The organism is Enterobacter sp. RHBSTW-00975, assembly GCF_013615235.1.
GTDB classification, from domain to species: domain Bacteria; phylum Pseudomonadota; class Gammaproteobacteria; order Enterobacterales; family Enterobacteriaceae; genus Enterobacter; species Enterobacter ludwigii.
Genome location: NZ_CP055883.1, coordinates 777,262 through 792,054, shown reverse-complemented (window position 1 = coordinate 792,054; position 14,793 = coordinate 777,262). Strand labels below are relative to the sequence as shown.

Sequence of the window (14,793 nt, the reverse complement as noted above, 5' to 3'; positions counted from 1 at the left end):
TCTTTTCTTCCACTGGCCTGTGAAAGAAGAAATCTCTCAAAGTAAACAGCAAGACCTTCCAGACAGGAACGTCTTTAGTATTTTCTCCCGCACCCTGCGGGTGAGGGCATCAAGCCGCACGTTCCCAGCCCCCCGTCACGAATACTTCTTCGTCCGTCGTGTCGGTGCCGTATTTGCCGGATCGTCCGGCCAGACATGTTTGGGATACCGCCCCTTCATCTCTTTTTGCACGTCACGGTAGCTCCCCGCCCAGAATGCCCCCAGGTCGCGGGTAATCTGTAACGGGCGATGGGCTGGCGACAACAGCTCCAGCACCAGAGAGACGCGCCCTTGCGCCACAGAAGGCGTGGTGGCCTCTCCAAACATTTCCTGCATACGTACCGCCAGCGCCGGAGGATTATCCTCGTGATAACGAATGGCAATCCGGCTTCCGGTCGGCACAGTGTAATGCCCTGGCAGTTCACTATCCAGACGTTGACGTAATGACCAGTCCAGTAAATTCTGTAACGCGACCTTAACATCAAGCGCTTTTAGCGCACGCAGCGAGTGTACACCGTGCATTTGCGGCAGCAGCCAGCGTTCCAGCGAGCCCAGCAATGTCTCATCATCGACCGCGGGCCAGTCATACTCCGGTAGCCAGCGCGCGGCACAGTGCAGACGAATACGGTACTGTTCCGCCTCTGGCGTCCAGTTCAACACCCCTAACCCTTTGTCCCGGATGCCGTTCAGCATGGCCAGATGCAGCACCTCTTCCGACGGTTTTGCCAGCGGTGTGGTGCCGAGGATCAGTTTACCTGTCTGGCTGCGACGAAACGCCTTCAGCGTGCCCTGAGCCTCATCCCATTCCACGGTATCGGATTGCTGGACCAACTGCGGACAGGCACGCGTCAGGGCATCTATATCCACCGCGATAGCCTGTAAAATACGCGCGTCCGGGGAGTGGTTACCCTGTAACAGTAACGGCGCAATCAGCCATTCGTGACGCGTCATGGCGTCATCGCTGTCCAGCATCGCACCCATGCCATTGGCCAGTTGATATCGCCCGTCCAGACCGCGACGACGCGCGATCCTGTCGGGAAACGCCTGCGCTAACAGAGGCGCGATAGTCGCGCTGTCTGGCGATCCGGCTTTGCCGTTGAGTCGCCGGCAAAGCTGCTGCGCCCGCTGCTGCCAGTTCCCCTGATTGCGGGAAAAGGCCTGCGCCAGATCGCTGCTGCCACCGCGCGGTGGCTCCTCAAGAATAGCCGCCAGTTTCGCCGCCGTAGCAATTTCATCCTCCCCCTGCGCGGCCACCAGCATCGCCGCCAGGCGAGGGTCATTGCCCAGCGCGGCCATTTTTTGCCCGCGGGATGACAATCGCTCACCATCAAGCGCCCCCAGGCGGTTCAGTAAGATCCGGGCAGCAGCAAGGTTCGCGGCGGGTGGAGGATTAAGCCAGGTCAGCTGTGCCGGATCCGGGCATCCCCACTGCAAAAGATCCATCACCAGCCCCGCCAGATCGCTGTGTAAAATTTCCGGCGTGCTTTGCTGTGCAGCGCGTTCAGCCTGCTCCGCGCTGGTCAAATGCAGGCAGATACCGGGCTCAAGACGTCCCGCACGGCCTGCTCGCTGGACCATTGACGCCTGGCTTATGCGCTGCGTCAGCAGTTTAGTCAGCCCGGTACGCGCGTCAAAGCTCGCCACCCTCTCCTGCGCACTGTCCACCACCAGGCGAATGCCTTCTATGGTTAAACTGGTTTCGGCAATATTGGTTGCCAGCACCACTTTACGCTGCCCCACGGGCGCGGGCAGGATTGCTTTACGTTGATCCGCCAGCGACAGCGCGCCGTAGAGCGGGCAAAGCAGCACGTCACTTCCCACCCGGGAAGCCAGTTGGTCCTGCACGCGCTGGATCTCGCCTACGCCGGGCAAAAACAGCAGTAGCGATCCCGATTCCTGGCGGAGCAATTCGGCGGTTGCGATGGCTACCGCGTCGTCAAAACGCTGATGGGCAGGCAACGGCTGATAGCGACGCTCAACGGGAAATGCTCTGCCTTCGGAGGCGATAACCGGCGCGTCGGGCAACGTCTGCTGCAGTCGCTCGTTATCCAGCGTAGCGGACATGATAAGCAACCGGAGGTCGTCGCGTAGCCCTTGCTGAACATCAAGTAACAGCGCCAGTGCCAGATCTGCCTGCAGGCTACGCTCGTGGAATTCATCCAGAATCACCAATCCGACGCCGTTTAACTCCGGATCGTTTTGCAGCATGCGGGTCAGGATCCCTTCGGTCACCACCTCAAGGCGCGTGGACGGGCCAACGCAGGTTTCGGCGCGCATACGGTAACCCACCGTCTCGCCCGGCTTTTCACCAAGCAGTTCCGCCAGGCGCTGCGCTACGTTCCGTGCGGCCAGCCTGCGCGGCTCCAGCAGGATAATTTTCCCGCGGGCAGTGCCCTCTTTGAGGATCTGCAGCGGCAGCCAGGTGGATTTACCTGCGCCCGTCGGGGCGTTAAGTAAAACCTGCGGGGCATGGTGTAAGGCAGCAAGAAGCTCAGGAAGGACGACGGCGACCGGCAATGAGGACACTAACAGCTCCAGAGGGTTAACATTAGTCGGCGTACATTGTAGCATCGGCGCATACCATTACCGAGTCCCCTGTATGTCTGAGTCGAAACGGCTGTTTTTTGCCATAGAATTGCCCTCCACGCTGCAGCGAAAAATCGTTCGCTGGCGAGCCAGCCATTTTCCCCAGGACGCAGGCCGTCCGATCGCGGCGGCAAACCTGCACCTGACGCTGGCCTTTCTGGGCGATGTCAGCGCCGAAAAACAGCGCGCGCTGGCAGCAATGGCTGGCCGCATTTCTCAGCCGGCGTTTACGCTGCACCTCGACGACGCGGGCCAGTGGCTGCGCTCACGCGTGGTCTGGCTGGGCACGCGCCAGCCGCCCCGCGGGCTTTTACAGCTTGCCAGTATGTTGCGCGCCCAGGCGGCTCGCAGCGGGTGTTACCAGAGTCCGCAGCCGTTTCATCCGCATATCACCCTGCTGCGCGATGCCGGTCAGGCCGTTGCCATTCCGCCACCCGGTTTTCACTGGGACGTTGAGGTCAATACCTTCGCGCTTTACGAATCGGTCTTTACCCAAGGACGCACCCGTTACACGCCGCTACAGCGCTGGTCGCTGGGCGATACCCTAAGGAATTCTGATGAAGTTTAGTCCTGCCCTGCAGCACGCCACGCTGGTTCAACGCTACAAACGCTTTCTCGCTGACGTGATCACCCCCGAAGGTGAACAGCTCACGCTGCACTGCCCGAACACCGGTGCCATGACCGGCTGTGCAACGCCGGGTGACACAGTCTGGTATTCCACTTCAGAAAATACTAAACGCAAATATGCCCATACCTGGGAAATGACCGAGACGCAAAACGGGGCATTTATTTGTGTGAATACCCTGCGCGCCAATCAATTAGTTAAGGAAGCATTGACCCTTGGCACCCTGCCCGAACTGGTGGGGTATGGCACGCATAAAAGTGAAGTTAAATATGGCGATGAAAGCAGCAGAATTGACTTCATGTTACAGGCGGAAGACCGGCCCGAGTGCTATATTGAAGTAAAATCAGTGACGTTAGCGGAACAGGAAAACGGCTACTTTCCGGATGCGGTCACGCTACGGGGGCAGAAGCATCTGCGGGAGCTGATGAGTGTTGCGGCGGCGGGCAAACGCGCCGTATTGCTGTTTGCGGTTTTACATTCAGCCATTGAACGATTTTCTCCAGCCCGCCATATTGATCTCAAATACGCGCAATTGTTGAATGAGGCACAAAAGCAGGGGGTGGAGGTTTTGGCTTATAAAGCGGAACTTTCTGCCGATAATATGACTCTGAGATCCTCTCTTCCCATTGTCTTATAAGGGATTAGACGATTGACTATTAAGTGTTCTGGCCGCGTGCGCAAATACGCTTTTCCTCACAGGCTTGTCAAGTGTTACGTTTAGATAATTGCCATACGGAAAAGCATCTGCTATTTATAGCGACCTGATTTTTCCCCCAACACGGGGATCGATAGTGCGTGTTAAGGAGAAGCAACATGCAAGAAGGGCAAAACCGTAAAACATCGTCCCTGAGTATTCTCGCCATCGCTGGGGTGGAGCCGTATCAAGAGAAGCCGGGCGAAGAGTATATGAACGAAGCCCAGCTGTCGCACTTCAAGCGTATTCTTGAAGCATGGCGTAATCAACTCAGGGATGAAGTCGATCGCACCGTTACTCATATGCAGGATGAAGCTGCTAACTTCCCGGACCCGGTAGACCGTGCCGCTCAGGAAGAAGAGTTCAGCCTCGAACTGCGTAACCGTGACCGCGAACGCAAACTGATCAAAAAGATCGAAAAAACGCTGAAAAAAGTCGAAGACGAAGATTTTGGCTACTGCGAATCCTGCGGTGTTGAAATCGGAATTCGTCGCCTGGAAGCGCGTCCAACCGCCGATCTGTGCATCGACTGTAAAACGCTGGCAGAAATCCGCGAAAAACAGATGGCCGGTTAATACCAGCGCTGTTTACACACTCTAAAGGCGGGAGTTTCTCCCGCCTTGTTACTGTTGATATGTCTGAATCACACTATATTGGGCGCTTCGCGCCATCCCCTTCTGGTGAATTACACTTCGGCTCATTAATTGCCGCCCTCGGCAGCTACCTGCAGGCTCGCGCCCGTCACGGTAAATGGCTGGTCCGCATTGAAGATATTGATCCTCCGCGTGAAGTTCCCGGTGCAGCAGATACCATTCTGCGTCAGCTGGAACATTACGGTCTTCACTGGGACGGCGACGTCCTCTGGCAGTCAAGGCGACATGATGCCTACCGGGAACGCCTGGCGTGGCTCCACGCACAAGGGCTCTCCTACTACTGCACCTGCACCCGCGCGCGTATTCAGAGCGTGGGTGGCGTCTATGACGGCCACTGCCGCACGCGCAATAACGGCCCAGAACTGGCCGCCGTGCGCATAAAGCAGCATGCCCCGGTGACGCACTTTACTGATTTACTCTCCGGCGAGATCCAGGCGGATGAACGTCTTGCACGCGAAGATTTTATTATCCACCGCCGTGACGGCCTGTTCGCCTATAACCTGGCGGTTGTGGTTGATGACCATTTCCAGGGCGTGACGGAAATTGTGCGCGGGGCTGACCTGGTGGAACCTACCGTGCGACAAATATCGCTCTATCACCAGTTTGGCTGGAACGCGCCGGATTACATTCATCTGCCGCTGGCGGTCAATGAACAGGGCTTTAAGCTGTCAAAACAAAATCATGCGCCCGCCCTGCCAGACGGCGATCCGCGCCCTGTTTTGATCGACGCGCTGCGATTTCTCAACCAGAATGTAACCAACGAATGGCAGGATTTGCGAATTGACGAACTGCTGAAAATGGCGATCGCCAACTGGACGCTGACGACCGTGCCAAAAATCCAGCATTCTCAAATGCGTTGCGCTGAGCTATGATTAGCCGCTTTTTTCATAACAAAACACACTACGAGGTGTACTATTTTTACCCGAGTCGCTAATTTTTGCCGTAAAGTGCTAAGCCGCGAAGAGAGCATGGCGAACGACGCTATTGCGCAAAACCGCATGTCGGTTATTCCACGTGAGCAGCACAATATTTCCCGCAAAGATATCAGTGAAAATGCCCTCAAGGTGCTCTATCGTCTGAATAAAGCAGGCTACGAGGCCTATCTCGTTGGCGGTGGGGTGCGTGATTTACTGCTGGGAAAAAAACCAAAAGATTTCGACGTGACGACCAGCGCCACGCCAGAGCAGGTGCGCAAATTATTCCGTAACTGCCGCCTTGTTGGCCGTCGTTTTCGTCTTGCTCACGTCATGTTTGGGCCGGAAATTATTGAAGTGGCGACCTTCCGCGGTCACCACGAAGCGGGCGAATCCGATCGCACCACCTCCCAGCGCGGCCAGAACGGCATGCTGCTGCGGGACAATATCTTCGGTTCTATCGAAGAAGATGCCCAGCGTCGCGATTTCACGATCAACAGCCTTTACTACAGCGTGGCAGATTTCACCGTCCGTGATTACGTCGGTGGCATGCAGGACCTGAAAGAGGGTCTGATTCGCCTGATCGGCACGCCGGAAACGCGTTATCGTGAAGACCCGGTGCGTATGCTGCGCGCCGTACGTTTCGCCGCCAAACTGTCAATGCGCATCAGCCCGGAAACCGCAGAGCCGATACCGCGTCTGGCGACGCTGATTAACGACGTGCCGCCAGCCCGTCTGTTTGAAGAGGCGCTGAAGCTGCTGCAGGCCGGTTACGGCTACGAAACCTACAAGCTGCTACGCGAATACAGCCTTTTCCAGCCCCTGTTCCCGACCATTACGCGCTGCTTTACCGAAAACGGTGACAGCCCAATGGAACGCATGATTGCGCAGGTGCTGAAGAATACCGATACCCGCATTCACAACGATATGCGTGTGAACCCGGCGTTCCTGTTTGCCGCGATGTTCTGGTATCCGCTGCTGGAAGCAGCGCAGAGAATTGCGCAGGAAAGCGGTCTGGCCTACTACGATGCGTTTGCGCTGGCCGCAAATGACGTGCTGGATGAAGCCTGCCGCACGCTCGCCATTCCAAAACGTATTACGACGCTGGTGCGTGATATCTGGCAGCTTCAGCTGCGCATGTCTCGTCGTCAGGGTAAACGCGCCTGGAAGCTGATGGAACATCCTAAATTCCGCGCTGCGTTCGATTTACTGTCGCTGCGTGCTGAAATTGAACGGAACCAGGAACTGCAGCGTCTGGCGCAGTGGTGGGGAGAATTCCAGGTTTCAGCACCGCCAGAGCAGAAAGATATGCTCGTCGACCTCGATGACGAACCGACGCCGCGTCGTCGCCACCGTCGTCCGCGCAAACGTGCGCCGCGCCGTGAAGGTACGGCATGACCCTGGCGTACATTGCCATCGGCAGCAATCTGGCCTCTCCGCTGGAGCAGGTTAATGCTGCCGTTCAGGCGCTGGGTGAAATCCCACAAAGCCGTATTGTGGCGGTCTCTTCTTTCTACCGGACACCGCCGCTGGGTCCACAGGATCAGCCTGATTACCTGAATGCCGCCGTGGTGCTGGACACTGCGCTGAATGCCGACACGCTGCTGGAAAATACTCAGCGAATCGAACTGCAGCAGGGCCGCGTACGCAAAGCCGAACGCTGGGGGCCGCGCACCCTCGATCTCGACATTATGCTGTTTGGCCATGAGGTGATTAACACCCCCCGTCTCACCGTTCCGCACTACGACATGAAAAATCGCGGCTTTATGCTCTGGCCGCTGTTCGACGTTGCCCCTGACCTCACCTTCCCTGACGGCCTCTCGCTGAAGGCAGTGCTGGATAGCCTCGACGCAGAAAAACCAGCCCGCTGGTGATCCGCGTTTTTACCGGTTAACCCTCACAGAATTGTGGTTAATCGGTTGCCTAAAATCATTGTTCCCTCAAATGTTACTGTTAGAATGCGCAAAGATTCGCTTTTGGGCTATCAGGAAACAGTATGAAACCAACCACCATCTCCTTACTGCAGAAATGCAAACAGGAAAAGAGACGCTTCGCCACCATTACTGCGTATGACTACAGCTTCGCTAAGCTTTTTGCCGAAGAGGGTATCACTGTCATGCTGGTCGGAGATTCGTTAGGGATGACGGTACAAGGCCATGATTCCACCCTGCCGGTGACGGTCGAAGATATTGCCTACCATACCCGTGCCGTGCGCCGCGGAGCACCTGCCTGTCTGCTGCTTTCCGATCTGCCTTTTATGGCCTACGCGACGCCAGAGCAAGCGTTCGAGAATGCGGCAACCGTCATGCGTGCCGGGGCCAATATGGTCAAAATCGAAGGCGGAACCTGGCTTGCAGAGACCGTGAAAATGCTCACCGAACGTGCCGTGCCGGTCTGCGGTCATCTGGGTCTGACGCCGCAATCCGTCAATATTTTTGGCGGCTATAAGGTGCAGGGCCGCGGTGATGCAGCACAGACACTGTTTGAGGATGCCCTGGCGCTGGAAGCCGCTGGCGCACAGCTGCTGGTGCTGGAGTGTGTGCCGGTTGAACTGGCAAAACGCATCACCGAGGCGCTGTCGATTCCGGTGATTGGCATTGGCGCAGGCAATGTTACCGACGGTCAGATTTTAGTGATGCACGACGCCTTTGGTATTACCGGCGGTCATATCCCTAAATTCGCCAAAAATTTCCTGGCAGAAGCAGGCGACATGCGTGCTGCTGTGCGGCAGTATATTGCCGACGTTGAATCCGGTGTTTACCCGGGTGAAGAACACAGTTTCCATTAAGGAGTCTTGTTGTGCTAATCATTGAAACCCTGCCGCTGCTTCGCCAGCATATCCGTCGTGCACGTCAGGAAGGTAAACGTATCGCACTGGTTCCCACGATGGGTAACCTGCATGACGGCCATATGAAGCTTGTTGATGAAGCCAGAGCGCGTGCAGATATCGTGGTGGTCAGTATCTTTGTGAACCCCATGCAGTTTGACCGTGCCGACGACCTGGCGCGCTATCCGCGCACCCTGCAGGAAGATTGCGAAAAACTCAAAAAACGCCACGCGGACATTGTCTTCTCTCCGGCACCTGCAGACGTCTACCCGCAGGGGACCGAGGACGCGACCTACGTGGACGTGCCGGGCATTTCAACCATGCTGGAAGGCGCCAGCCGTCCGGGCCATTTCCGCGGCGTTTCAACCATCGTCAGCAAGCTGTTTAACCTGGTGCAGCCCGACGTTGCCTGCTTCGGTGAGAAGGACTTCCAGCAGCTGGCGTTGATCCGTAAGATGGTCGCCGACATGGGTTATGATATTGAGATCGTGGGCGTGCCGATTGTGCGTGCCAAAGACGGTCTGGCGCTCAGTTCCCGTAACGGGTACCTTACCGCGGATGAGCGTAAAATCGCGCCGGGATTGAGCAAGGTCATGAATACCATGGCGGAACAGCTTGTGGCTAAAGAGCTGAGTGCAGAAGAGATCGTTGCCCTCGCCGAACAGGCGCTGAACGACAAAGGCTTCCGCGCTGACGATATCCAAATCCGTGATGCCGATACGCTGCTTGAGCTGACCGATACCAGCAAGCGCGCGGTGCTTCTGGTGGCTGCATGGCTCGGTCAGGCACGCCTTATCGACAATAAAGTGGTTGAGCTGGCATAACTCTCTACCTCCCCTCGTTCGCGGGGGGTTAACGCATGATGATTAAAGGTAAACGTAATGATTCGCAAAATGCTGCAAGGTAAGCTTCACCGTGTGAAAGTCACTCAGGCCGACCTGCACTATGAGGGCTCCTGCGCCATTGATCAGGATTTTCTTGATGCAGCGGGCATCCTTGAAAACGAAGCCATTGATATCTGGAACGTGAATAACGGTAAGCGCTTCTCTACCTATGCGATCGCGGCGGAACGCGGCTCCAGAATTATCTCCGTGAATGGCGCTGCCGCTCACTGTGCTGACGTCGGTGATATCGTCATCATCGCCAGCTTCGTGATGATGTCTGACGAAGAAGCCCGTCGCTGGCAGCCAAAAGTGGCGTACTTCGAAGGCGACAACGAAATGAAACGCACCGCGAAAGCCATTCCGGTCCAGGTTGCCTGATATCCTGAAGGCTGTGAACCGTTCACAGCCTTCTCTCACCTCATCCCTGCGGCTGATTACTGATAAGCCGCGACATCGTCTCCAGCGAATCCGTCCTTAAAATATACAGTCGCTTAAGCAGGAACGGATTGTCCCCGGGCTTCACTTTGCCTTTTACCGTTGTCACCGCCAGGTGGAACCCTGCGTCATTCGCTGCTTTTACCGCTTTGTCGTCATAGGCGCCAAACGGATAAGAGAGATAGAGCACGTGCGGGTTAAATTGCGCCAGCGCCCGGCGTGAACGCGCGAAATCGAACAAAATCACGTGATGGCTACGGCTCAGTAAGATCGGGTGTTTATTGCCGTCCACCCGATGCAAGAAGTGGGTATGAGACTGGATATCAAACACATCCTGGATCTGCTCAAGCTCAGAGACACTCATAAACTGCAGGTATTTCGGCGCCCACTTCTGCGGATGACGTTTTATACGCGACGAGATGATAAACGCCGTCGCCTTGAATCCATACGCTTTGAGGACGGGATACGCATAGCGGCTCACCGACTTCAGCCCGTCATCAAAGGTGATCACCACAGACTTCGCCGGCAGGTTCATTTTGTTACGCACATACCCTTCAAGCTGAGCCATCGTCAGCGTGGTATAGCCCTGATCGCGAAGCCAGGTCATCTGGTTGCTGAACGCACGCACGCTGGTGGTCGTGGAGGTATGCCGGAAACGGGTGTTCTCCTCATCACGCAGGATATGGTGATAGGTCAGGACCGGGATGCCGTTATCTTCCTGCGCATCCAGGCTGCTGATCCACGCCAGACGATTGCCGATGCGGATCTGATACCAGGTCTGGTTCAGACGGTCTTTAAGTTTATTCAGAATGGGGTAGCGAAGGTTAGCACTCATCGTGCCGAATGGGGCGCTTCCGCTGCTGGGGGCGTTAAAGACAGGCGTGTCTTTCCAGGTTATCAGGTTCTGGTTACTCAGCGGTTTATTCAAATCACCAAGGCTGTCCTCCACGCGCTGTTTGCCCTGCACGTCTTCCAGGTGCTCTTTATCAATAAAGCCCGTGCCGAAGCCAAAACGAAACTCGTAGTAATCAGCGGATGTGGGGACAACGGCCAGGATTTGCCCGGCACGGATATTGCCGACATTGACCACATTGTTACCTACTTGCGCCCAGATAGCCGCATCTTCGGTGGTTTGCATATATCGGGCGGGAAGCCCTTGCTGAGCAATCAGGCTGGCAGATGCGCCGCCGGAAACCAGCAGCAACAGAAGGAACACAACGCGCATGAACATGGAATATTAATCGACACGGAAAATCAGCCACCATTGTAACAAAAGCAGCATCAATACCAATGTTTAATTCTTATACAAATCATGCAGCAAGACAAAGGGAGGATTTTTTTGCTGCTGATGCCACAGGCTGCTGACGCCGGCCACTTTTTTGTCGACGATCGCATGACGGAATTCAGCGCTGCTTAAGGTTTCCCGGAAGGGATACATGGATTCCAGCAGCAAAAAGTTAATGCCTGATATCACTTCACAGTTGTCGTGCTTGTGGCTCAACAATGCCGCAGAGCGATAAGGTGCCGCGCCGGATTTATCGGTCAGGAAGATGACGCCGTCACCGGTGTCGGTTTCATGCAGGGCATCGCACATCATGCGGCTGAGCATGTTGGTGCTCAATCCACGCCAGTAGTTAACCGCACGGCATTGCGCCAGCGGACCAAATCTGGCCTCCAGTTTATCCAGCATATCCTGCGCCTGTTCATCATGGCAGGCGATCACCCATCCCAGCATCACTCTCTCCTTAGCAGGCAAGTAGTTTAGCGGAGTGAAGGTTAGCGTACGGTGATAACAATCAAAGAAAAGCGCCCGGCAAACAGAATGTCGCCGGGCGGGAGATTAGCTGCGCAGACCGCGTCCACGCTGAATGAGAGACCAGCACAGCAGGTAGAAGGCGATAATAAACACCACCAGCACCGCAACCGTGGTAATCAGTGGCACATCCGTAATGCCGAGGAAACCAAAGCGGAAGCCGCTGATCATATAAACAATCGGGTTCAGGTGTGACAGCGCCTGCCAGAACGGCGGCAGCAGCGTCAGGGAGTAGAACACCCCGCCAAGATAGGTCAGTGGCGTCAGCACAAAGGTCGGGATCAGGCTGATATCATCAAACGTTTTAGCAAACACCGCGTTCAGCAGACCGGCCAGCGAGAACAAGATTGCCGTCAACAGTAACGTGAGCGCCACGAACAGCCATGAATGCACCTGGAACGGCACAAAGAACAGGGAGATCGCCGTCACCAGAATCCCCACGCAGAGACCGCGCGCCACGCCGCCGCCCACATAACCCGCAATGATCACATGCGTTGGTACCGGCGCGACCAGCAGCTCTTCAATGTTACGCTGGAACTTGGCGCTAAAGAATGATGATGCCACGTTAGCATAGGCGTTGGTGATCACCGCCATCATGATCAGGCCCGGCACAATAAACTGCATATAGGTAAAGCCGTGCATTTCACCAATGCGGGAACCGATGAGGTTACCGAAGATGATGAAGTAGAGCGTCATGGTGATCACCGGCGGTACCAGGGTTTGCACCCAGATACGCATAAAGCGGTTAATCTCTTTCGCCCAGATGCTTTTCAGCGCGACCCAGTAAAGATGCGTCATGCCTTGTCTCCTTGTTTATCCTGCACCAGAGAGACAAACAGCTCTTCCAGTCGGTTCGCTTTGTTACGCATACTTAATACCTGAACACCCTGCGCGCTCAGCTGTGAGAACACGCTGTTAATGCCCTGCTCGCGCAGCACTTCCACTTCCAGCGTTGAGGTATCCACCAGACGATAGTTATAGCCTTCCAGCGTCGGCAGCGGGCTTTTCGCCGCCAGGTCGAGAATGAAGGTTTCGGATTTCAGCTTGGCGAGCAGGCTCTTCATTGAGGTGTTTTCCACCAGCTCACCGTTCTGAATGATGCCGATATTGCGACACAGCATCTCCGCCTCTTCGAGGTAGTGCGTGGTCAAAATAATGGTCGTGCCTTTGTCGTTAAGGTCCTTCAGGAAGCCCCACATTGAACGACGCAGTTCGATATCCACGCCCGCGGTGGGCTCATCAAGGATCAGCAGCTTTGGCTCATGCATCAGCGCACGGGCAATCATCAGACGGCGCTTCATCCCGCCAGACAACATGCGCGCACGTTCATTGCGTTTTTCCCACAGATCGAGCTGTTTGAGGTACTTTTCGCTGCGCTCCACCGCTTCTTTGCGCTCAACACCGTAGTAACCCGCCTGATTAACCACGATTTGCTGCACTGTCTCGAACGGGTTGAAGTTGAACTCCTGCGGTACCAGTCCGAGCTGGCGCTTGGCATTCACCACATCTTTTTGCAGGTCGTAACCAAACACGCTCACCCGGCCGGACGTTTTGTTGACCAGCGAACTGATAATGCCAATGGTGGTGGATTTCCCCGCCCCATTCGGCCCCAGAAGCGCGTAGAAATCCCCCGCTTCCACTTTGAGATCTATCCCACGCAGCGCCTGAACGCCGCCTGGATAGGTTTTTTTGAGCTGCTCAAGCTCCAGTGCAATCGCCATGAATTAAACTTACCTTAGGTTCTGACACACGTTGTGTGGTTTCATTAAAAGTCGAGTTACCCTATATTAGCGCAACGCAATCACTCGGTTACAGGTCGCTAACCTCCATGAACGACATAGATACACTCATCAGCAACAATGCACTATGGTCAAAAATGCTGGTGGAGGAAGACCCCGGATTTTTTGGAAAGCTCGCGCAGGCGCAAAACCCACGCTTTCTCTGGATTGGATGTTCCGACAGCCGCGTTCCGGCAGAGCGCCTGACAGGCCTCGAGCCTGGCGAACTGTTTGTGCACCGTAATGTTGCCAACCTGGTGATCCATACCGACCTCAACTGCCTTTCGGTTGTTCAGTACGCCGTTGACGTTCTGGAGGTCGAGCACATCATTATTTGTGGCCACTATGGCTGCGGCGGTGTGCAGGCCGCGATTGAAAATACCGAACTCGGGTTAATCGATAACTGGCTGCTGCATATCCGCGATATCTGGTTCAAACATAGCTCACTGTTGGGTGAAATGCCGCAGGAGCGTCGTCTCGATACCCTTTGCGAGCTGAACGTGATGGAGCAGGTTTATAACCTTGGCCATTCCACCATCATGCAATCGGCGTGGAAACGCGGGCAAAAAGTCTCGATCCACGGCTGGGCCTACGGTATTCACGATGGTCTGCTTCGTAACCTGGAAGTGACCGCCACCAACCGTGAAACGCTGGAGCAGCGCTATCGTTCCGGGATCGCCAACCTGAAGCTTAAGCACGTCAACCATAAATAGCTGCCTGTAAGCGGTTCAGATAAAAACAAAACGGCAACCCGGGTTGCCGTTTTTACTGTGTGTCCCCTCGTCAGAGGGCAACAGACCGCACATCACAAACCTTACTCGTCGAGCAGGATCACTTTACCCACATACGGCAGATGGCGGTAACGCTGCGCGTAGTCAATGCCATAGCCCACGACGAACTCGTCAGGGATAGAGAAGCCGACAAACTCTACCGGCACCTGCACTTCACGGCGGCTGGGTTTATCCAGCAGGGTGCAGATCGCCAGGGATTTTGGCTCACGCAGGCTCAGGATCTCGCGCACTTTAGAGAGCGTGTTGCCGGAGTCGATGATGTCCTCAACGATCAACACATCTTTGCCACGAATATCTTCATCCAGATCTTTCAGGATTTTCACATCACGGGTTGTGGACATGCCGCTGCCGTAGCTGGAGGCGGTCATAAAATCGACCTCATGGGACACCTGCACTTCACGGCACAGGTCTGCCATGAACATGAAAGAGCCACGTAAAAGACCGACCAGCACCATTTCGCTGCCGCTGTCCTTGTAATGTTCGGTGATTTGACGACCCAGTTCGGCGATACGCGCTTTGATCTCGGCTTCCGGGATCATCACTTCAACAGTATGTTTCATATTACTAACCATATGATTTTAATGAAAATCTCTCAATGCGGATGAATGTTACTCCGGCATCGATACGCAAGCCAGCCATTATATCAGTAAATGGATACACCTGGCGCATGAGTTATAAAAAGCAAATATTGTGATTCCGATCACACTTGTTAATACCTATAATTAGTTGCTAGCAAATAATTAACAAAACTGAC

At 55.2% G+C, this 14,793-nt stretch carries 16 protein-coding genes; 10 read left to right on the top strand and 6 right to left on the bottom strand.

The genetic code is table 11. The features are described from left to right. Positions 1-135: 135 nt before the first annotated feature. Positions 136-2,565 (bottom strand): ATP-dependent helicase HrpB, encoded by a 2,430-nt coding sequence (hrpB, locus tag HV340_RS03755; protein ID WP_063925640.1) that lies wholly within the window; start codon positions 2,563-2,565, stop codon positions 136-138. Positions 2,566-2,638: 73 nt separating this feature from the next. On the opposite strand from hrpB, the gene thpR reads away from it, so the two are divergent. From thpR to panD, 9 genes are all read left to right on the top strand, one after another. Beyond that, a complete protein-coding gene (gene thpR / locus HV340_RS03750; RefSeq protein WP_014168680.1) occupies positions 2,639-3,193 on the top strand; it encodes an RNA 2',3'-cyclic phosphodiesterase in 555 nt (184 codons plus the stop codon). Then, positions 3,183-3,887, top strand: coding sequence for a DNA/RNA nuclease SfsA (sfsA, locus tag HV340_RS03745; RefSeq protein ID WP_014168679.1), 705 nt, complete (start codon positions 3,183-3,185; stop codon positions 3,885-3,887). The genes thpR and sfsA overlap by 11 nt, the downstream gene beginning before the upstream one ends. Before the next feature lie 176 nt (positions 3,888-4,063). Next, positions 4,064-4,519 (top strand): RNA polymerase-binding protein DksA, encoded by a 456-nt coding sequence (dksA, locus tag HV340_RS03740; protein WP_001155232.1) that lies wholly within the window; start codon positions 4,064-4,066, stop codon positions 4,517-4,519. A 59-nt stretch (positions 4,520-4,578) separates the two neighbouring features. Next, the gene (gene gluQRS / locus HV340_RS03735) at positions 4,579-5,469 is read left to right on the top strand and encodes a tRNA glutamyl-Q(34) synthetase GluQRS (protein ID WP_063925641.1); all 891 of its coding nucleotides are present in this window, start codon (positions 4,579-4,581) and stop codon (positions 5,467-5,469) included. Positions 5,470-5,511: 42 nt separating this feature from the next. After that, the gene (pcnB, locus tag HV340_RS03730) at positions 5,512-6,909 is read left to right on the top strand and encodes a polynucleotide adenylyltransferase PcnB (protein WP_071842211.1); all 1,398 of its coding nucleotides are present in this window, start codon (positions 5,512-5,514) and stop codon (positions 6,907-6,909) included. Then, the gene (gene folK / locus HV340_RS03725; RefSeq protein ID WP_063925642.1) at positions 6,906-7,385 is read left to right on the top strand and encodes a 2-amino-4-hydroxy-6-hydroxymethyldihydropteridine diphosphokinase; all 480 of its coding nucleotides are present in this window, start codon (positions 6,906-6,908) and stop codon (positions 7,383-7,385) included. Before pcnB ends, folK begins: the two co-directional genes overlap by 4 nt. Positions 7,386-7,507: 122 nt before the next feature. Continuing rightward, entirely contained in the window at positions 7,508-8,299 is a 792-nt protein-coding gene (panB, locus tag HV340_RS03720) for a 3-methyl-2-oxobutanoate hydroxymethyltransferase (RefSeq protein WP_063925643.1), read from the top strand. Positions 8,300-8,310: 11 nt separating this feature from the next. Further along, on the top strand, positions 8,311-9,162 hold the full coding sequence (gene panC / locus HV340_RS03715; protein WP_025205376.1) for a pantoate--beta-alanine ligase: 852 nt from the start codon (positions 8,311-8,313) through the stop codon (positions 9,160-9,162). A gap of 57 nt (positions 9,163-9,219) precedes the next feature. Continuing rightward, positions 9,220-9,600, top strand: coding sequence for an aspartate 1-decarboxylase (gene panD / locus HV340_RS03710; RefSeq protein ID WP_014168672.1), 381 nt, complete (start codon positions 9,220-9,222; stop codon positions 9,598-9,600). A gap of 40 nt (positions 9,601-9,640) precedes the next feature. Here panD and HV340_RS03705 read toward each other — a convergent pair whose 3' ends face one another. The 4 genes from HV340_RS03705 to HV340_RS03690 all read right to left on the bottom strand — a co-directional run bounded on the left by HV340_RS03705 (position 9,641) and on the right by HV340_RS03690 (position 13,191). Continuing rightward, on the bottom strand, positions 9,641-10,888 hold the full coding sequence (locus HV340_RS03705) for a polysaccharide deacetylase family protein (protein ID WP_014168671.1): 1,248 nt from the start codon (positions 10,886-10,888) through the stop codon (positions 9,641-9,643). Positions 10,889-10,951: 63 nt separating this feature from the next. After that, the gene (locus HV340_RS03700) at positions 10,952-11,392 is read right to left on the bottom strand and encodes a PTS sugar transporter subunit IIA (protein ID WP_025205377.1); all 441 of its coding nucleotides are present in this window, start codon (positions 11,390-11,392) and stop codon (positions 10,952-10,954) included. 105 nt (positions 11,393-11,497) lie between these two features. Then, a complete protein-coding gene (locus HV340_RS03695) occupies positions 11,498-12,268 on the bottom strand; it encodes an ABC transporter permease (protein ID WP_014168669.1) in 771 nt (256 codons plus the stop codon). Then, positions 12,265-13,191: an ABC transporter ATP-binding protein gene (locus HV340_RS03690; protein WP_014168668.1), complete on the bottom strand. Its 927-nt coding sequence runs from the start codon at positions 13,189-13,191 to the stop codon at positions 12,265-12,267. The genes HV340_RS03695 and HV340_RS03690 overlap by 4 nt, the downstream gene beginning before the upstream one ends. Before the next feature lie 107 nt (positions 13,192-13,298). On the opposite strand from HV340_RS03690, the gene can reads away from it, so the two are divergent. Next, positions 13,299-13,961: a carbonate dehydratase gene (can, locus tag HV340_RS03685; RefSeq protein ID WP_020882596.1), complete on the top strand. Its 663-nt coding sequence runs from the start codon at positions 13,299-13,301 to the stop codon at positions 13,959-13,961. 101 nt (positions 13,962-14,062) lie between these two features. On the opposite strand, the gene hpt is transcribed toward can, so the two are convergent. After that, the gene (hpt, locus tag HV340_RS03680; RefSeq protein WP_025205381.1) at positions 14,063-14,599 is read right to left on the bottom strand and encodes a hypoxanthine phosphoribosyltransferase; all 537 of its coding nucleotides are present in this window, start codon (positions 14,597-14,599) and stop codon (positions 14,063-14,065) included. Positions 14,600-14,793: the final 194 nt, after the last annotated feature.